This is a genomic window from Zoogloea sp. JDB1, from assembly GCF_056724025.1.
In genome coordinates this window covers 3,386,059-3,403,167 of record NZ_CM161496.1, presented here as the reverse complement: position 1 = coordinate 3,403,167, position 17,109 = coordinate 3,386,059, and the positions used below count along the sequence as shown (strand labels likewise).

General features: G+C 63.7%; 16 protein-coding genes and 1 pseudogene. 7 read left to right on the top strand and 10 right to left on the bottom strand.

What is annotated here, in order from left to right:
- Nucleotides 1–49 precede the first annotated feature (49 nt).
- Nucleotides 50–1,390, top strand: a complete 1,341-nt coding sequence (locus AC1PPK_RS15355; RefSeq protein ID WP_481113902.1) for a TAXI family TRAP transporter solute-binding subunit — start codon at nt 50–52, stop codon at nt 1,388–1,390.
- Nucleotides 1,391–1,447: 57 nt separating this feature from the next.
- On the top strand, nt 1,448–2,056 hold the full coding sequence (locus AC1PPK_RS15350) for a xanthine phosphoribosyltransferase (protein WP_481113901.1): 609 nt from the start codon (nt 1,448–1,450) through the stop codon (nt 2,054–2,056).
- Nucleotides 2,057–2,062: 6 nt separating this feature from the next.
- Here the strand turns inward: AC1PPK_RS15350 and AC1PPK_RS15345 are convergent, their stop codons facing one another.
- The 8 genes from AC1PPK_RS15345 to AC1PPK_RS15310 all read right to left on the bottom strand — a co-directional run bounded on the left by AC1PPK_RS15345 (nt 2,063) and on the right by AC1PPK_RS15310 (nt 8,627).
- Nucleotides 2,063–2,878: an ABC transporter substrate-binding protein gene (locus tag AC1PPK_RS15345; RefSeq protein ID WP_481113900.1), complete on the bottom strand. Its 816-nt coding sequence runs from the start codon at nt 2,876–2,878 to the stop codon at nt 2,063–2,065.
- Complete coding sequence (locus AC1PPK_RS15340; RefSeq protein WP_481113899.1) at nt 2,860–3,615, bottom strand: ATP-binding cassette domain-containing protein; 756 nt, start codon at nt 3,613–3,615, stop codon at nt 2,860–2,862. The genes AC1PPK_RS15345 and AC1PPK_RS15340 overlap by 19 nt, the downstream gene beginning before the upstream one ends.
- The gene (locus tag AC1PPK_RS15335) at nt 3,612–4,316 is read right to left on the bottom strand and encodes an ABC transporter permease (protein WP_481113898.1); all 705 of its coding nucleotides are present in this window, start codon (nt 4,314–4,316) and stop codon (nt 3,612–3,614) included. Before AC1PPK_RS15335 ends, AC1PPK_RS15340 begins: the two co-directional genes overlap by 4 nt.
- Nucleotides 4,317–4,334: 18 nt before the next feature.
- Entirely contained in the window at nt 4,335–4,646 is a 312-nt protein-coding gene (locus tag AC1PPK_RS15330; RefSeq protein WP_481113897.1) for a hypothetical protein, read from the bottom strand.
- 3 nt (nt 4,647–4,649) lie between these two features.
- On the bottom strand, nt 4,650–4,901 hold the full coding sequence (locus tag AC1PPK_RS15325; protein ID WP_481113896.1) for a MoaD/ThiS family protein: 252 nt from the start codon (nt 4,899–4,901) through the stop codon (nt 4,650–4,652).
- Nucleotides 4,898–6,184 carry an NAD(P)/FAD-dependent oxidoreductase gene (locus AC1PPK_RS15320; RefSeq protein ID WP_481113895.1) on the bottom strand — a complete coding sequence of 429 codons (1,287 nt, stop codon included), beginning with the start codon at nt 6,182–6,184 and terminating at the stop codon, nt 4,898–4,900. The genes AC1PPK_RS15325 and AC1PPK_RS15320 overlap by 4 nt, the downstream gene beginning before the upstream one ends.
- A gap of 111 nt (nt 6,185–6,295) precedes the next feature.
- A complete protein-coding gene (locus AC1PPK_RS15315) occupies nt 6,296–8,143 on the bottom strand; it encodes an aldehyde ferredoxin oxidoreductase family protein (RefSeq protein ID WP_481113894.1) in 1,848 nt (615 codons plus the stop codon).
- A 10-nt stretch (nt 8,144–8,153) separates the two neighbouring features.
- Nucleotides 8,154–8,627 carry a 4Fe-4S dicluster domain-containing protein gene (locus AC1PPK_RS15310; protein ID WP_481113893.1) on the bottom strand — a complete coding sequence of 158 codons (474 nt, stop codon included), beginning with the start codon at nt 8,625–8,627 and terminating at the stop codon, nt 8,154–8,156.
- Between the two features lie 223 nt (nt 8,628–8,850).
- Between AC1PPK_RS15310 and AC1PPK_RS15305 the strand changes: the two genes are divergently transcribed.
- From AC1PPK_RS15305 to AC1PPK_RS15295, 3 genes are all read left to right on the top strand, one after another.
- Nucleotides 8,851–9,471 carry a transposase gene (locus tag AC1PPK_RS15305; RefSeq protein WP_481118229.1) on the top strand — a complete coding sequence of 207 codons (621 nt, stop codon included), beginning with the start codon at nt 8,851–8,853 and terminating at the stop codon, nt 9,469–9,471.
- A 297-nt stretch (nt 9,472–9,768) separates the two neighbouring features.
- A complete protein-coding gene (locus AC1PPK_RS15300; protein WP_481113892.1) occupies nt 9,769–10,257 on the top strand; it encodes a hypothetical protein in 489 nt (162 codons plus the stop codon).
- 849 nt (nt 10,258–11,106) lie between these two features.
- Nucleotides 11,107–12,662 (top strand): IS3 family transposase gene (locus AC1PPK_RS15295; protein WP_481113585.1). Its coding sequence is split into 2 segments (ribosomal slippage): nt 11,107–11,536 and nt 11,536–12,662, totalling 1,557 coding nucleotides; the frame shifts between segments, so codons are not numbered across the junction.
- A 12-nt stretch (nt 12,663–12,674) separates the two neighbouring features.
- On the opposite strand, the pseudogene AC1PPK_RS15290 reads toward AC1PPK_RS15295, so the two are convergent.
- Nucleotides 12,675–13,264: pseudogene (locus AC1PPK_RS15290) on the bottom strand (transposase).
- A 210-nt stretch (nt 13,265–13,474) separates the two neighbouring features.
- On the opposite strand from AC1PPK_RS15290, the gene AC1PPK_RS15285 reads away from it, so the two are divergent.
- Complete coding sequence (locus AC1PPK_RS15285) at nt 13,475–14,275, top strand: FRG domain-containing protein (protein ID WP_481113891.1); 801 nt, start codon at nt 13,475–13,477, stop codon at nt 14,273–14,275.
- Nucleotides 14,276–14,411: 136 nt separating this feature from the next.
- Here the strand turns inward: AC1PPK_RS15285 and AC1PPK_RS15280 are convergent, their stop codons facing one another.
- Nucleotides 14,412–15,395, bottom strand: coding sequence for an IS5 family transposase (locus AC1PPK_RS15280; protein ID WP_481113890.1), 984 nt, complete (start codon nt 15,393–15,395; stop codon nt 14,412–14,414).
- 896 nt (nt 15,396–16,291) lie between these two features.
- Between AC1PPK_RS15280 and AC1PPK_RS15275 the strand changes: the two genes are divergently transcribed.
- Nucleotides 16,292–16,630, top strand: a complete 339-nt coding sequence (locus AC1PPK_RS15275) for a hypothetical protein (RefSeq protein WP_481113889.1) — start codon at nt 16,292–16,294, stop codon at nt 16,628–16,630.
- Nucleotides 16,631–17,109 lie beyond the last annotated feature (479 nt).

Genomic DNA, 17,109 nt, shown 5'->3' with positions numbered 1-17,109 from the left:
GGCGTAACATTCGGCCCCCTGAATCCACCTGCCGCCACAGGAGCTCCCCATGCGCCGCCTGACCGCCACCAGCAGCCGTCGCGACCTCCTCGTCCTCGCCTTGCCGGCCGTCGCACTGGTCATCGCCGCCTTCGTACTGGCCTGGCAGTTCGTGCGGCCCGCGCCACCGAAGAAGATCGTCATCAGCACCGGCGCCGCTGGGGGCGCCTACCAGTTCTTCGGTGAACGCTACAAGGCCAAGCTGGCCCAGGAAGGCATCGAGGTGGAGCTGCGCCCCTCCACCGGCGCCGTCGAGAACCTGATGCGCCTGAAGACCGACGACAGCGTAGACGCGGGCTTCGTGCAGGGCGGCATCGCCAATGAACCGGAATCAGAGGATCTGGCGACTCTCGGCAGCATGTACCTGGAGCCGGTGTGGGTGTTCTACCGGGGCAGGGACGACTACGAGCGACTGACTCAACTGAAGGGCAAGAAGATCGCCGTCGGCGTACAGGGCAGCGGCGCCCAGCTCTTCGCGCTGCAACTCCTGTCCGCCAACGGCTTCGCCACCCACGACCCGACGCTGGTGGCCATTGGTGGCATGGAGGCGGTGGACGCCCTCAAGCGCGGCGACGTGGATGCTTTTTTCGTGGTCGGCGCGCCGCAGGCGCCGGTGGTGGAGGCCTTGCTCCACACGGAGGGCATCAAACTGCTCGATTTCGTCCAGGCGGAAGGCTACGTGCGCCACTTTCCGCACCTGTTGACGGTCACCCTGCCCCGCGGCGCCATCGACATTGCCAGCGACCGGCCGGCCAGGGACATCCACCTGCTCGCCGCCACCGCCAATCTGGTGGTCAAGGCCGACATCCATCCGGCCATCGTCACCCTGCTCCTCAAGCACGCCCGCGAGATCCACAGCGCGTCGGGCCTGCTGCAGGCGGCCGGCGCCTTCCCGGCGCCGCAGGATCACGCGCTGCCGCTGCACCCGTCGGCACGCCGTTTCTACGAGAGCGGCCCACCCTTCCTGCAGCGCTACCTGCCGTTCTGGCTGGCGGTGCTGATCGACCGCCTGACCGTCATGCTGCTGCCGCTGGTGGCGGTGGTGATTCCCCTCTCCAAGGTGCTGCCGGGTATCTACAACTGGCGCATCCGCTCCCGCATCTACCGCTGGTACGGCGAGCTGAAATACCTGGAGAACGAACTCGACCAGGCCCCCACCGCTACCCACAACGCGGACGCCATCGACGCCTTCATCCTGCGTGTCGACCGAATCGAGCAGCACGCGCTGCACCGCAAACTGCCCCTCGCCTTCAGCACCGAGCTGTACACCCTGCGCGAACACATCGCGCTGGTGCGTGGCCGTCTGCAACGCCTTGCGGAAACTGCCACAGGCTCGGGAAAGTCCAATTGATAAACTCGTCGTGCAGGCGGCCATCCGACCGCCGACACGACGCATATGAGCCACACCATGAGTCCCCATCTCGATCTCACCGCCCCCTACGCCCCGCTGGTCCACCGCATCGAAAAGGAAGCCACCGTCGAGAACGGCCAGATCCTGCGCATCGACCACTTCCTGAACCACCGCATCGAGCCGGCCTTCATCTTCGAACTGGCCCACGAACTGGCGCGGCGCCTGTCCTTCTTCCAGCCCAACGTGATCCTCACCGCCGAGGCGAGCGGCATCGCGCCGGCGCTGATCGTCGCGCAGACCCTCAGCGTGCCGCTGGTGTATGCCAAAAAGTATTCGCCGCAGGTTGAAGCGCCGGCGATCTCGCGGATCATCCCGTCGCCGACCAAGGGCGGCCACACCCGGCTGGTGATCTCCCAGCGCTACATCAAGGCCGGCCAGCGGGTCGTCATCGTGGACGACTTCCTCGCCAACGGCCGCACTGCCACCGCGCTGATCGACATGGTGCGGGAAGCCGGTGCCGAGGTGCTGGGCGCCGGCTTCGTGGTGGAAAAGCGCTTCAAGCAGGGCCGCGAGCACATCGAGGCGCTGGGCGTGCCGGTGTCGACGCTGGCCCAGGTGGAGCGCCTGGAGCACGGCCACGCCGTCCTGACGCAACCGGCAGAGTAAGTCCAGTTACTTGGACAGCGGATAGAACAGCTGCTCGTTGCCGATGCGATAGGCCGAGATCGCCCGCCGGCCGTCCGCCGACGTGAGCCAGGCGATGAACTGCTCGCCAGCTGCCTTCCTGACGTGCGGATGTCTGACGGGGTTCACCAGCATCACGCCATAGGGGTTGTAGAGCTTGGGATCGCCCGCGTACAGGATGGTCAGGTCCTGCCGGTTCTTGAAGCTGGCCCAGGTGCCCCGATCGGCCAGCGTGTAGGCGCCCATGCCGGCCGCCATGTTCAGCGTCGGCCCCATGCCGGAGCCAGCCTCCTTGTACCAGCCCTGCCCCTTCGGGTCGACGCCCGCCGACTGCCAGAAGCGCAGTTCGGCAGAATGGGTGCCGCTGCGGTCGCCGCGGGACACCCACAGACTGCCCTTGCGGGCGATGCGCGCAAAGGCGTCCGTCGCATCCTTCGCCCCTTTCACGCCCGCCACGTCGGCCACCGGGCCGACCAGCACGAAGTCGTTGTACATCACGTCTTTACGCTCGACGCCATAGCCGTCGGCGACGAATTTGTCCTCGGCGGGCCGGTCGTGCACCAGCACCACATCGGCGTCGCCGCGCCGGCCCACGTCCAACGCCTGGCCGGTGCCGAGGGCCACGACCTTCACGGCAATGCCGCTTTCCTTCTCGAAGATCGGCAGGATGAAATTGAACAGCCCCGACTGCTCGGTGGATGTGGTGGACGCCACCACGATGGTTTCGCCGGCCTGCGCCGCCGAAACCAGCGCCGCCAGGCCCAGCACAGCAGATCTGAGGAACTTCAAAACGCCATACGCCATGGTAGTTCTCCCTGGATGTAGAGCCGCGCGGCCTGGGAGGCCGGGCGGGCGAAGAAACGCTGGACCGGCGCGTGCTCGCAGACACGGCCGGCGTCCATGAACACCACGTCGTCGGCAAGCCGGGTGGCCTGGCCGAGGTTGTGGGTGGTCATCAGGATGCGCGTGCCCTCGGTACGGATCTCCCGCACGATGCGCTCGATGGCCTCCACCGAGGACGGATCAAGGCTGGCGGTCGGCTCGTCGAGGAGCAGCAGGCGCGGCCGCGTCACCCAGGCCCGCGCCAGTGCCAGGCGCTGACGCTCTCCGCCGGACAAGCCACGGGCGCCGTCGTCGGCGCGATGAGCGAGACCGACCCGTTCGAGCACCGCACGGGCCCTTTGCCGCCGCTCCGCCGCCGGCACACGCTGCGGGCGCAGCGCCAGCTCCACGTTGCCGAGCACCGAATCGCGCAGCATCTTCGGTTGCTGGAAAACCATCGCCACGCCGAACTCGGGACGGGCCCCTGCGCCCCACTCGCCCCATTCAATTTCGCCACTGTCCGCTTCGAGCAGCCCGCACAGGGTCCGAAGGAACACGCTCTTGCCCGCCCCGTTGGGGCCGAGCAGGATCGTGATGCCCTCGCCGCCCAGCTCCATACTCAGCCCGTCGAGCACCCGGCGTCCGCCGGCCTGCCAGCAAAGTTCGTGGATGCGCAGCGGAAACAGGGATGGCGTCGGTGCCAGGTCGGCCGCCCTCATGCGTAACGCCTCAGCGCCCATTGCCGCAGCCCGTGGGCGAGACCGTTGAGCAACAGGATCACCGACAGCAGCACCAGGCCCAGCGCGATGGCCAGTGGCAGGTCGCCCTTGCTGGTCTCCAGCGCAATCGCGGTGGTCATCGTGCGGGTGGAGCGGTCGATGTTGCCGCCGACGATCATCACCGCGCCCACCTCGGACATGGCCCGCCCCAGCCCGGCCAGCACCGCCACCAGCAGGGAATGGCGGCAGTCGTGGAGCAGCACGCGCACGCTGTCGAACCAGCCGAAACGCATCGCCGTCAGCTCCTCCTCGTATTCCCGCCAGGCATCCTCGACGACCTGCCGGGCAATGGCCGCCATCAGCGGCACCACCAGCAGGCTCTGGGCGACGACCATCGCCGTCGGCGAATACAGCAGGCCCAACCCACCCAACGGCCCGGAGCGCGACAGCATCAGATAGACCACCACGCCCACCACCACCGACGGCAGGCCCATGCAGCCGTTGAGGATCACCACCAGCGCCGTCCGGCCGGGAAAGCGCCCGACACCCAGGCAGGCACCCAGCGGAAGGCCGACCAACGTGCCGAACAGCACCGCCAACCCACTGACCTGCAGGGACAGCAGCACGATCCCGGCAACCCGCTGGTCGAAACCGGCAAGCAAGGCGAAGGCATCGGCAAAGGCCTGCGTGAGTCCGTTCATGCGCAGAAAGATACCGGCTCAGCCGCCGCCGCGCTGCATCGCGAGATCGATGCGGGCCAGCAGCGCCGCGCGCGCGGCGGGGTCGCCCGCCGTGAAGCGCAGGCGCGCATGCAGCACTGGCAGGCGGAACAGGCCGATGCAGCGCTCCGGCATCTCGCTGAGTTCCACCTCCAGCACAGCGCGGCCGTCGTCGGCGCGCAGCCGGCCCGGTTCAAGCGCACTGACGCCATCCGGCAAAGCCAGCCGCAGGCCCCGTTCAAACTCCGCCGGCGTCGCGCCGACCTCCCGCACGAAGCCCTCCGGCGCGCACACATCCTCCCCCCGCAGCAAGCATCAGCCTCCGGCAATCGGCGGCCAGATGGCGAGTTCGTCGCCCTCCTGCAGCGCGTGTTCGGGGCGCCCGGCGGGCGCGACGTAATGGCCGTTCACCAGCACCAGATGCGCGCTCTTCTCCGGCAGTTGATAACGCGCGATCAGGTCGCCGACCGTCGTGCCGGACGGCACGTCGAGCTCGATGCGGTTGCCGCGCCGCTCGGCCGGCAGGTAGTCGGACAGCGACGCGAACAGCTTGAAGACGACTCTCATGCGAAGGCGGCCACCGGGTGATGACGGGCCACCGAGTCCGGCTGGGTCGCCGCCAGGTAGGCCTCGAAGAAGCGTTGTGGCGCGTGCAGCAGCACGTCCTTCCACGGGCCTAGCTTGAGCTTGCCCTGGATCAGCCCCCGCAGCGCACCCACGTGCTGGGTCATGCCGATGGAAGTGGCGCCAATCAGCACGTCGTCCTTGAATTGCAGGCTGAGGTAGCGGTATGCCGCCTCGTCCACATGCTCGACGCCCTGCCCGTCCGGCTCGCCCCACCATTGCCCGAAGGACGTGGAGATCAGCCCCAGGGTGTCGAGCACGTTGATCGCCAGCACGCCCGGCATGCGCGCATCGCCGCCGGCCATGTTGACCGCTGCCACACGGGCCTGGTCGGCCGCGTTGGGCTGGATCGCCGACACCAGATGGGCGCCGGTGAACAGGTCCGGCGCCTCGGCCACATCGCCGGCCGCGAAGACGCCCGGCACCGAAGTCTCCATGCGCGCATCCACCAGCACGCCCTTGGCCACATGCACCGGCGTCGCATCCAGGAAGGCGATGTTGGGCGCCACGCCGGCCGCGACGATGAGCAGGTCGCAGGGCAGCAGGTCGCCGGTGGACAGCTTGACCGTCAGCGGGGCGCCGCCGGCATCGCCACGTTCGATGCGCTCAACCCCCGCCGACGTGACGACGCGGATGCCCTGCTCCTGCACCCAGCGCTTGATCATGCCGCCGGCCTTGGGCGTCATCATGCGCGGCACCATGCGGTCGCCCATCTCGACGACGGTCAACTCCACGCCGCGCTTGGCCAGCGCCTCCATGATGATGCAGCCGATGAAGCCGGCGCCGAGCTGGATCACCCGCGCGCCGGGCTTGGCATGGGCGGCAATCGCCCGCGCGTCGGCCAGCGTCCAGCAGGTCTGCACCTCCGGCAAATCCACGCCGGGAATCGGCGGGCGCACCGGGTGGGAGCCGGTCGCCACCAGCAGGCGGTCGTAGCTCTCGAAGTGCCCGTCGGCGAACAGCACCCGCTGCTGCGCGGTATCCAGCGCCACCGCCCGCGCGTTCAGCTGGCGCACGCCGAGCTTGTCGAAGTGGTCCGGCGTCTTGCGCAGCCAGGTGCCGGATTCGTCGATGTTGCCTTCCAGCAGGTAAGGAATCGCCATCCGCGAATAGGACGGCTCGTTCTCGCAACCGACCATCACGATCTCGTCGCGCGGCGCGGCACGGCGCAGGGCTTCGACGGCCACCACGCCCGCCGGCCCATTGCCCAGGATCAGGTGTTTCATCGGGGAATCCTCGGTTCAGGATCGCGCCGACGCGTGCCGCGAGGCGGCGTCGGCGCAGGACACAGGAAGGGACAGAAAGATGGCGGAACGCCTGCCCCGCCATCCCGCTCGTCAGAGCCCCAGGCGCTCCAGGGTTTCGGCGGTCGGCACCCCGTCCGGCGTCCACCCGCGCAGCTTGTAGTACTCCGGCAGCATCGTCGCCAAACCGTTCACCAGGCCCTTGGCCGGACCGGTCTTGGCCGGCTCGGTAGTCAGGCGCGGCGGCAGGTTGTCGTCCTTGCTGGTCAGGCCCGCCGCGTTGTTGAAGAGGCGCTCCATGTTCCAGATCCGCTCGCCCATCGCGTTGAGCTTTTCCATCGACCAGTCGCCTTCGCAGGCCGCCTCGATCTGCGGCTGCACGTCGGCCACCGTCCACGCGAAGGACGTAAACACACAGATCCCCGCCGCGTCGAACACCGCCGTCGCGTCCTGGAAGGCCTTCACCAGCTCCGGCTTGCCGTCGGTGGTGAGCGGATCGGTCTTGACCGGAATGCCCAGCACTTCCGACGCCACCGTGTAGCCACGCAGGTGGCAGGCGCCCCGGTTGGACGTGGCGTAGGCCAGGCCCATGCCCTGGATGCCTCGGGCGTCGTAGGCCGGGAATTCCTGGCCCTTGACGGTCATCGACAGTTCCGGGTGGCCGTACTTGGCGCATAGCCGCCGGGAGCCCTGGCCGATTTCCTTGCCGAAACCCTCGCCGCGGGCGGTCATCTCGGCCAGGCGCGCCAATGCCTCGGCGGAGCCGAAAGGCGCCTCGGTGCCGAGCTGCTCCTTGGTCAGCACGCCCATCTCGTAGAGCTCCATCACCGCGCCGATGGTGGCGCCGAAGGAGATCGGGTCCATGCCCTGCTCATTGCACAGCAGGTTGGCGTACTGCAAAGCCTCCAGGTCGCCAACACCGTTGGCGGCGCCCAGCGCCCAGGCCGCTTCGTACTCCAGGCCGCCGGAGGCCCCCCAGTACTTGGGATTGTTGACCACCGTGAAGTGGCCCTTGTCGATCTCGGCGATGCGCCCGCAGGCGATGGTGCACCCGAAACAGGCCGCATTGGTGACCAGCTGCGGCTTGCCGTCGGTGGGCCGCTTCTCGTGCATCGCCTCGGCGGAGATCTTGCCCGCATCCTCGAACTGCACGTCCTTGTGGTTGCGGGTCGGCAGCGCGCCGATCTCGTTGATGACGTTCATCAACACCTGGGTGCCGTACTTGGGCAGGCCCTGGCCAGTCACCGCATTGTCGGCGAGGATCTTCTTCTTCTCGCTGGTGATCTTCATGAAGGCCTTCATGTCCTTGATGCCGGACACGCCCTTGGTGCCGCGCAGGGCCACCGCCTTCAGGTTCTTCGAGCCCATCACCGCGCCGACGCCGGAACGCCCGGCGGCCCGGTGCAGGTCATTGACGATGCACGCGAACAGCACCTGGTTCTCGCCGGCCAGGCCGATCGACGACACGCGGATCAGCGGGTCCTGGTGGTGATGCTTGATCGCCTCCTCGGTCTCCCAGCAGCTCTTGCCCCACAGGTCGCTCGCATCGATCAGCTCGGCCTTGTCGTTCTCGACATACAGATACACCGGCTTCGGCGAACGGCCCTCGAAGATGATCATGTCCCAGCCGGCAAACTTCATCTCGGCACCGAAGAAGCCGCCGGAGTTGGAGCACGCCACGGCGCCCGTCAGCGGGCCCTTGGTGACCACCGTGTAGCGCCCGCCGGTGGACGCCATCGTGCCGGTCAGCGGCCCGGTGGACATGATCATCTTGTTGTCCGGCGACAGCGGATCGACCTTCGGATCGATCTCCGACACCAGGTACTTGGTCGCCAAGCCACGGGAGCCAAGGTATTCGTCGGCCCATTCCATGTTGAGCGGTTCTTCCTTGCAGGTGCCGGCGCTGAGGTCGACGCGCAGCACTTTCCTGTTCCAGCCCATGGTCGCCTCCTTATTCCGTGACGGCCGTGTTGGCCTTGGCAGCCCACGCCCGCATGCGGTCGAGGCCGGTCCAGTCCGCGTCGATATAGGTGATCGCACCGGTCGGGCACGCCGTCGCACAGGCCGGATCGCCGCCGCACAGGTCGCACTTCTGGACCTTGCCGGTGTCCTGGTTGTAATTGACGGTGCCGAAGGGGCACGCGATGGTGCACACCTTGCAGCCCACGCAGACGTCGTCGAAGACCTGCTTGGCGCCCGTCGCCGCATCGACGCGGATCGCGTCCACCGGACAGGCGTTGAGGCACCACGCCTCGGTGCACTGGGTACAGGTATATGGCACCTTGCGCCCCTCGGTCTCGAAGCTGAAGACCTTGATGCGCGACTTGGAAGGATTGATGACCCCGGTGTGCTCCACGGAACATGCCATCTCGCATTGCAGGCAGCCGGTGCACTTCTTGGGATCAATGTGCAGAGATTTCCACATCGAACGATTCCTCCTCCTGATGGATCGTGAACCGGCCAGTGCGGCCACTACTGGGCCGAAGGTTCGCTCCGTGGAGCGCCTCAAACATCCGCCGGGCTCTATCTCCCACCATGGCCCACCCGAAATGGGCCGCGTGTCTTTTGAGAATACGCCGGAGTGTCGCGAAGTCAATGCGCGGCGCGGCAAGGCTGGAGCTGCGGGTGTGAAACCAGGAGGAAGTGCCATGAAACAGCTTGTCCGCATCGGTCTCGACATTGCCAAATCCGTCTTCCAGCTCCACGGTGTCGATAGCCACGGCAAACCGGTCTGCAAAAGGACCTTATCCCGCGGCGAAGTCCTGACCTTCTTCGTCAGCCTGCCGTCGTGTCTGATCGGAATCGAAGCTTGCGCCGGACCCCACTACTGGGCTCGGGAACTGATCAAACTGGGGCACGATGCGCGGCTCATGGCGGCGCAATTCGTCAGCCCCTACCGCAAGAGCGGCAAGAACGACGCCAACGCTGCCGAAGCGATCTGCGAAGCCGTGGGCCGGCCCAACATGCAGAACGGGCGGCAGTTTGCCGCCTGGTTGGGGCTCACGCCCCGGCAAAGCTCCAGCGGCGGCAAGACCCGGCTTGGCGCCATCAGCAAGCGAGGGGATGTGGTGCTGCGGACCTTGCTGATTCACGGCACGAGATCAACCTTGCGCCTGACGGCCGGCAAGGAGGACAGGAAAAGCCGCTGGGCCGAGGCCCTGAAATCGAGAGCATGCAACAATTTGGCTGCTGTTGCCTTGGCAGCCAGGAATGCCCGGATCATCTGGGCGATGCTGGCTCGGGGAACCGAGTACCGAGTGGCCGCCTGAACCATAGAGGCTGTCGATCTTCAACCGCAGTACCAGTGATTTCCCACCGTAGGTTTGCGAGCGAAAGTGTTGATGGAATGACGGATCAAACCGACACGGAAAGAGCCTGATAACGTTGTTGGCCGCGCCAGGCCGTTTAACTAATGAGGCTTCCGTGGTGCGTATGTCATCAGGGCCGGCGCCGACGGGTGCCATAGTAGGCCGGATAGATTCCTGCAGGCTTGTCCATCAAACCAACAACACATTCATCTTGCAAAATCGGGGGAGTCCATAGATACAACGTTAGGCTTCAGGAGCATGAGCGTTCAGACCTTCACTGACCTATATCAACGCACGGTTGAGGAACGGCCGATTCTTGCCGTGTTTCTTTCGGGGCATTTAGCAATCGAGTACCTCTTGAGGAAGTTGATTACGATTTACGACCCCGCGCTAGGTCGGATCTCGGATGAGTTGAGCCACGCTAAGCTTCTTGCTCTCAATGCAGACGTGGGAACAATCACCGGCAAGCAGCGCGAGGTGCTGACGCGAATCAACAAAATACGGAATAGATTCGCGCACGGAATTCTGTATGAGCCGACTGTGAATGAACTAAGAGAATTATTTGATCTTGCGGCTGCGGCTTTCACGGACCTTACTGACGGGATTTCGCAAGGAGTCGAAGAGTTGGCGACTTGTATCGATGTCCAATCGCTAGAAAATTACGTTATCCAAGAACTCTTCATCCAGATTTGTTATGACCTCCATGAGGAGTACATCTCGCGAGGGGGAGACATTGAAGAATTTTAATGTGTTGGCCCAACAATCCGCTCCACCGGACCGCCGGCCAGCTTCGCTGTCCGCCGTCCGGCGAGCGTGAACGTTAGAGGCCTCCAGTCCATGTCATGCGAGAAGTGCAAAGACCTTTGCGTGCGGTTTGCAATTCGGCAGCCTCATGAGTTGCGCCGAGCAATTCAAATCGCGAAGCAAAACCTCGATGACGGCACTATCACAGAGGAGCCCAACCCCGATCCAATTTCGCAAGTCACATTTGCGGCCCTGGCCAAAGGGGAGCAGTGGGACGACATTGTTGGCTATCGTTTCCGCTGTAGTTCATGCGGTGAGTTGTTTTCATTACATGCCGAGACGTATCACGGCAGTGGTGGTTACTGGGAACCAGAGAACAGAAAGTCGATTCGTGAAAACCTCTAACATGGCTCTAAGGACTTCCCCGTCAAGCACCATTTTCCAATGACCGGCCGCCAGGCCGGTTTTCCTTTCCTGCCTCCCTGCTTTTGTTTCCTGACGCCTGCACACACGCAACGGATCGGACAGACAGACTGCCTCTCTCTAATCGGCCTTGATCGGGTCTCGCCCCGGGGCCATGCGACTAACCGCACCAGCAGGCCTCAATCGTTCATCGGCGGGATCAGGGAAACAGGGATCAGCCGTTTCTCTCATTGATCCGCCATCAGGTTAGCCAGGCTCTCTGCTGGTCGGTCTGACCTGTTCGTCTCTCGCTGATGTGCAGTTGCCATTGCTCGGTTGTGCTCAGCCCCGTTGCCAGGCCTGTGGGTTGTAGGACTCGCCCCCCCCCGCGTCAGAATAGTTGTCGCCTCGATAGAATCCTAAATTCGGGGGCGATGATGAGAGAACGACGTGGCGCGATACGGACAGGAATTCAAGGATAGGGCGGTGGCGAGATTGTTGCCGCCGGAGAGCGCGACGGTGGAGGCCGTTGCGCGTGAGATCGGCGTGGGCGTAGCGACGCTGGAGCGTTGGCGCAGTGATGCGCTGTCCAGGCCCGCTCGCGAGCGGGCCTGGACAGCGGCGGCCCGGTTCGAGGCGGTGCTCACCACCGCGGCCCTCGATGAGACGGCCCGGAATGCCTGGTGCCGGGAGCACGGGGTTTATCCGCAGGATCTAGCCCAATGGCGTCAGGCAGCCACGCAAGCCTTGGCAACACCCGAGGAGGCCCGTGCCAGTCCCTTGCAGACCAAGCAGGATCGGCGTCGCATCAAGGAGCTCGAGCGGGAATTGCGCCGCAAGGAGAAGGCCCTGGCGGAGGCGGCAGCCCTGCTGGTGCTTTCAAAAAAGCTCGAGGCGATCTTTCCGAAGGACAGGGACGAGGACGCATGATCGGCCTGGAAGATCGCCGGATGAAGGTCCGGAACATTGAAGCCGCCCAGCACGCCGGGGCGCGTCTTGACGCGGCCTGCAAGGTGGCGGGCATCACGCTGCGTACGCTGCAGCGCTGGAAACGTGAGGACGGCCTCGTGCGCGGGGACCTCAGACCGGCAACGCTGCGCCCCCGGCCTGCCCACGCCCTCACCGAGGCGGAGCGGCATGCGCTCTTGCAGGTAGCCAACGACGCCCGCTTTGCCGACCTGCCGCCAGCGCGCATCGTTCCGATGCTGGCCGACGAAGGCGTCTATCTGGCCAGCGAATCGACCTTCCACCGCCTCCTGCGCGAAGCGGGCCAGACGACGCATCGGGGGCGTGCCAAAGCCCCCGCAGCCTCTCGCCCACCGAGCACCCACATCGCCACCGCACCGCGCCAGGTGTGGTGCTGGGACATGACCTATCTGCCGGCCACGGTAGCCGGGCGCTGGTTCCATCTGTATCTGATCCTGGATCTCTACAGCCGCAAGATCGTCGGCTGGGAAGTGCACGGCACCGACGCCGCCGAACATGCCGCCCATCTGGTGCGTCGCACGGCGCTGGCTGAAGGGATCGCCGCCCTGGCGGACAAGCCCATCCTGCACGGCGACAACGGCGCGACGCTCAAGGCCACCACGGTGCTGGCGATGCTCCACTGGCTGGGTATCAAGCCTTCCTACTCGCGGCCCCGGGTCAGCGATGACAATGCTTACGCCGAAGCGCTGTTCCGCACGGCCAAGTACCGACCCGAGTTTCCGGCAAGGGGATTCGAGGATCTGGAAGCCGCCCGATCCTGGGCCAGCGGTTTCGTGCAGTGGTACAACGTCGAGCATCGCCACAGCGGCATCCGCTACGTGAGCCCGGCCCAGCGCCATGCGGGCGAGGATCACGCGATCCTGGCGGCGCGTCACGCACTCTATGCCCAGGCCCGAGCGCGCCATCCTGCGCGCTGGACGGGCAACACCCGGGACTGGTCACCCATCACCGTGGTGACTCTCAATCCCGAGCGAGACGTAGTTGTTGCCATGGGGAATAAACAGCAAAGAGCTGCATGAATCAGGCGACAACTAGCTTGACGCGCGCCGGCCCTTGGCCAGCACCGCCCACAGTTGCCGGGCGTGCTTGTTGGCGATGGCGACCAAGGTCTTGTGGTAGCCGATCCGTCCGTTGAGCACGACGATCCGCTGTTGCAGACGAGTCAATTTTTCAGGAGATTCCCGCCGCTGCTTTCGAAGCGTCGCCGCCAAGACGCTACGCGCACCTTGCACAAGCAGGGTGCGCAAGTAGTCGTCCCCTCGCCGCGTGATCCGACCAAGCTTCGTCTTGCCCCCGCTGCCCGACTGACTGGGCGCGAGGCCGAGCCACGCTCAGCATCAGCTCTGTCGTTCTTGACCGACTGGCGCTTGCGGTAGGGGCGGACGAACTCGGCAGCCATCAGGCGCGGCGCCAGGCCCAGACGCTGCGCCGTGCGGCCCCAGTGGTGGGCGCTGCCACACGCTTCCATACCGATCACTGTGCCCGTCGGCAGCGTGCTGAGCCACGTCAGAAAGCCCGATCGGTTGAACTCCCGCCGTTCCACGATCCGACCGGTGCAGTCCGCCACGCAGGCCACGAAGACGTTCTTTGCCAGATCCACACCAACAGTCGTAGTATCCATTTTGACTTCCCTCCTCGCCGTTTCAGATTGAGCTTAAGCAATTCAATCTTGGCACTTGGATGCCGGGTGGCAAGCCCACCGGGCGGGTGGGGGAAGTCCTTTTGTAGTCATTCCACCGGACCTGCGCGAAAAGCAGCGCGGGCCGGTGAGTTCAGACGTTAGGCGTCACCCGACCGGGTGCGTCCCAGGCTCTCTTGCAGGATCAAGACAATGACCGCTTCGCCAGCAGTTGAAACTGTCACAGTGAAGTCCCTTGGCGAGTTGATCGCTGTCGTCGCGGAAGACACGCTCCGCGAGAATCAGACGTACTGGTACAGAGGCCAGCATGATGCTCAATGGGGTCTACTACCGAGCATCTACCGGCAAGGCGGCAACCGACAGCAGGCGGGCCGCTTTGAACGTCACTTGGCCCACACCTTTCGCTCTCGCGCGGGCATGCGACACGGTCATACACCGAGTTTTGAGGATGTGCCGGGCTGGATCTCCCTAATGCAACACTACGGCGTACCCACGCGCCTGCTCGACTGGTCGCGGTCACCGCTCATCGCATGCTACTTCGCCATCGAGCGCTACTTGTACGAGCCAAGTGTCAAGGCTGTCGATGCATGCGTCTGGGCTCTTGATCCCTACACTCTGAATGCATTGCAACAGCGCGGCGAGTTCACCGTCACAATTGATTCCGGCAAATGCCGCGACCTAATTGAGGGCGCGTTCTACCACGATGGCGGCGTTGAAGACGAAGTAATTCAGGCCGTGTTGGCATCTGAAACCGATATGCGAATGTTTGTTCAGCAAGGTGCGTTCACGATTCACAACACATCTACTCCGCTTGATGCGCTCCCTCTAAATGGACGCCCCCTGAAGAAGATCGTAGTCGCCGCTGCCGGTGTGCATTCGGTGGCAAATGAACTAGCAGTGTGCGGGTTCCGCAAAGGTGACATCTATCCGGATCTCCAAAACTTAGCCCGTGATCTCTCGTCATTCCGCATTGCCAAGCAAAGTGACGCCTAACCCTTTCTAAGGGAGACGCTGAAGAAATCCCCGCCCAGCCTCTCCCGAGCGAGTTTCCGGCCAAGTCCATTCAAACATGCTGACCGCCAGGCATCAAAAGACCGATTTTCGAGGAGCATGCCTCCGATTTCACCGCTCAGGACGCACCTCGGGCATGCATCGCCGGCATGCGCCTTTGGGCGAGCAGCAGATTGGCGAAGCCAAACAGCGAGAACAGGTGCGCCTCGTTCTTTGCCAGCCCGCGGTAGCGGGTCTTGCGATGCCGGAAGAGGTTCTTGATCACGTGGAAGGGATGCCCCACCTTCGCCCGGATGCTCGCCTTGAGCTTCTCGAAGCGCTCCTGCAACCGACCCAACGCATCGGCGGGCAGGGCCTTGCGCACGCTGCGCTTCATCGCCACCAGCCATTCAACGGTCTTGCCCTGGTTCTCGGGGCGTTTCTCGACGCCTTGGTAACCCGCATCACCGAACACGGTGTGCTCCTTGCCGTGCAGCAGGGCATGGGCCTGGCTGATGTCGCTGGTGTTGGCGGCTGTCGTGACCAGCGTATGCACCAGTCCCGACTGTGCATCGACGCCGATGTGAGCCTTCATGCCGAAGTGCCAGTTGTTCCCCTTCTTTGTCTGGTGCATCTCCGGGTCGCGCGCCTTCGCTTTGTTCTTCGTCGATGGCGGGGCCGCGATCAGCGTGGCATCGACAATCGTTCCTTCACGCAGGATCAGGCCTTGTTCGGCCAGATGGGCATTGATGGCCTCGAAGATCTTGCGCGTGAGCCCGTGGGTTTCGAGCAGCCGTCTGAACTTCAGCAGCGTCGTTGCGTCCGGCGCCGACTCCCGCGACAGATCAATCCCCACGAAGCCCCGGATCGCCTGGCTGTCGTAGAGTGCATCCTCCATCCCCTCGTCGGAGAGCCCGAAGCACTGCTGGGCCACATACATGCGCAGCATCCGCGCCTGGCCAATCGGAGGGCGCCCACGGCCTTCACCCTTCGGATAGAACGGCTCGATCTCGGCCTCCAGCGCCGCCCAAGGCGTCACCGTGTTGATCCCGGCAAGAAAGCGATCGCGCCGCGTCAGCTTCTTCTTCGCGGCGTACTCCAGGTCAGAAAAGCTCGATTGCATCGATCAAGGTCTCGTAAAGGGAAGGCACTGCGGGATTATCTCGCGTGTGCTCGTGTGCCGGGGGGCGGGGAATAAATCAGTGGCTCCCTAATCATTGGCGGCGACAATATGGCCGCTGCATTTGTACTGAGCCGTGGTACGCCGATGCCGCTTGACGATGCAGTCGATGGTCTCATGAAAGTCAAAAGGGTCCTTATCGAGATCGTTGAGAGGAACAAGCCAAAAGCAGAGGGAAACGGTGATGTTTAACCATTCGCTGCAGCCGACCGGTCAAAAGCTGCGCTTTTTCCCGTCGGCTGAGCTACGACGTTAGAGCGCAATGATGTTTTCATCGAAACTGAGCATCGGAAACAAAATTCGCTTAAGTGGTGGGTACGATTACGAGCCTCGATGGCTCTCGGGAAAAGACCATGTTGATGGTCATCTCGTTAGATTCATCCCCGGCCAAAACAAAGAAGATGCTGCCGTTGTTCGGTTAGATTCGAAGATCGTGGTTGATGATTGCGCAGGTGACATCGTAATCCTTGAGCTTAGGCATGTTGGCAGCTCTTGGGAGAAGCGCGGCACAGTTCACATCGAGCTCTGCGATTTCGAGCCTGAGTCAAAGACATGGAAAGATCGTCGGCAAGGTAAGTGGGTAGAGTCTCACGCGACCTTTGAAAAAATCAGCTGATGGCCCAGCACTCTAACTATTCCGTCGAGAGGGACCACCCACAAGCTGCGCTTGTGGGTTCCCTTCGCGGCTTCGCCGCTGCGGCGGCACCTCACGTCAAACGTTAGCCGTCATGTCCGACTCATATCTCCGCTACATACCAAGTGAGCCCACACTCCTGCCTGAGCGGGCTGCGGCCTCCGACGCAGAAGCCTTCTTGCGCTCTGTGCTTCCTGATGCCGAAATGATCGAATCTCGCTTTCTTGACGAAATTCAATTCGTTGATGCCGGTGGTAATTGGGAAGGCGTTTCTTGCCCATCCTGCGGCAACGACGCCGAATCCTGGTGGTACGACGCAATGTCCGACGCCGCCGAAACACATTTCGCATCACTGGAACTGAAAGCTCCGTGCTGCGGCGCGTCTGTATCCTTAAATGAAATGGCGTCTCCGTGGCAGGTTGGTTTCGCGAGATATATTGCCGAAGCGGCAAACCCGAACTGCGCTGGCCTATCGCGCTCCCAACTCAATGAGCTCGGAGCCATCCTGTCTTGCACAGTCCGAGAGATAAAGGTGCATTTATGAGCTTGACGGCTAACACTACGGTCGAGACGCGGCTTCGCCGCTGGGACGCCGTGCCGGAGATGGCGGACCGTAGCCTCTCACCTCCACGTTGGGCCTCACAGTAAAGTCATGCGCCTACGAACGAAAGCCATGCTGTTATATCTATCTTGCGTAACAGCAACTCTCGGTCTGGCTGGCGTCCTAGTTGCCGTTTTGCCGGCATCAACCCAGGCTTTGGCCGGTGTTGTTGCCTTGATCTTTGGCATCTGTTTTGCAGTTGCTGGGTTCGCCGTTTTGGTTTGCCCACATTGCAAAGCCAGCGCAACCATCACTCCGAGCGGTACGGTTACGCCCTTTGTTGGCAATACGTGCCGTTACTGTTCAAGGGAATATTAAATGCGGCCGTTCGTGGTTCCCGGTGCGCTTGTGGGTGCGGCTCGGGTTCCGGCGCTTTGTGTGGCTTATCGTGCAGCCCTTCATTTAGCCAATTTGCCTTCACG

What these genes read in the sequence shown, in the direction of transcription:
- AC1PPK_RS15355 (WP_481113902.1), top strand. Translation starts at nt 50, where the DNA reads ATGCGCCGCCTGACCGCCACCAGCAGCCGTCGCGACCTCCTCGTCCTC.
- AC1PPK_RS15350 (WP_481113901.1), top strand. Translation starts at nt 1,448, where the DNA reads ATGAGTCCCCATCTCGATCTCACCGCCCCCTACGCCCCGCTGGTCCAC.
- AC1PPK_RS15345 (WP_481113900.1), bottom strand. Translation starts at nt 2,878, where the DNA reads ATGGCGTATGGCGTTTTGAAGTTCCTCAGATCTGCTGTGCTGGGCCTG.
- AC1PPK_RS15340 (WP_481113899.1), bottom strand. Translation starts at nt 3,615, where the DNA reads ATGAGGGCGGCCGACCTGGCACCGACGCCATCCCTGTTTCCGCTGCGC.
- AC1PPK_RS15335 (WP_481113898.1), bottom strand. Translation starts at nt 4,316, where the DNA reads ATGAACGGACTCACGCAGGCCTTTGCCGATGCCTTCGCCTTGCTTGCC.
- AC1PPK_RS15325 (WP_481113896.1), bottom strand. Translation starts at nt 4,901, where the DNA reads ATGAGAGTCGTCTTCAAGCTGTTCGCGTCGCTGTCCGACTACCTGCCG.
- AC1PPK_RS15320 (WP_481113895.1), bottom strand. Translation starts at nt 6,184, where the DNA reads ATGAAACACCTGATCCTGGGCAATGGGCCGGCGGGCGTGGTGGCCGTC.
- AC1PPK_RS15315 (WP_481113894.1), bottom strand. Translation starts at nt 8,143, where the DNA reads ATGGGCTGGAACAGGAAAGTGCTGCGCGTCGACCTCAGCGCCGGCACC.
- AC1PPK_RS15310 (WP_481113893.1), bottom strand. Translation starts at nt 8,627, where the DNA reads ATGTGGAAATCTCTGCACATTGATCCCAAGAAGTGCACCGGCTGCCTG.
- AC1PPK_RS15305 (WP_481118229.1), top strand. Translation starts at nt 8,851, where the DNA reads ATGAAACAGCTTGTCCGCATCGGTCTCGACATTGCCAAATCCGTCTTC.
- AC1PPK_RS15300 (WP_481113892.1), top strand. Translation starts at nt 9,769, where the DNA reads ATGAGCGTTCAGACCTTCACTGACCTATATCAACGCACGGTTGAGGAA.
- AC1PPK_RS15285 (WP_481113891.1), top strand. Translation starts at nt 13,475, where the DNA reads ATGACCGCTTCGCCAGCAGTTGAAACTGTCACAGTGAAGTCCCTTGGC.
- AC1PPK_RS15280 (WP_481113890.1), bottom strand. Translation starts at nt 15,395, where the DNA reads ATGCAATCGAGCTTTTCTGACCTGGAGTACGCCGCGAAGAAGAAGCTG.
- AC1PPK_RS15275 (WP_481113889.1), top strand. Translation starts at nt 16,292, where the DNA reads ATGATCGAATCTCGCTTTCTTGACGAAATTCAATTCGTTGATGCCGGT.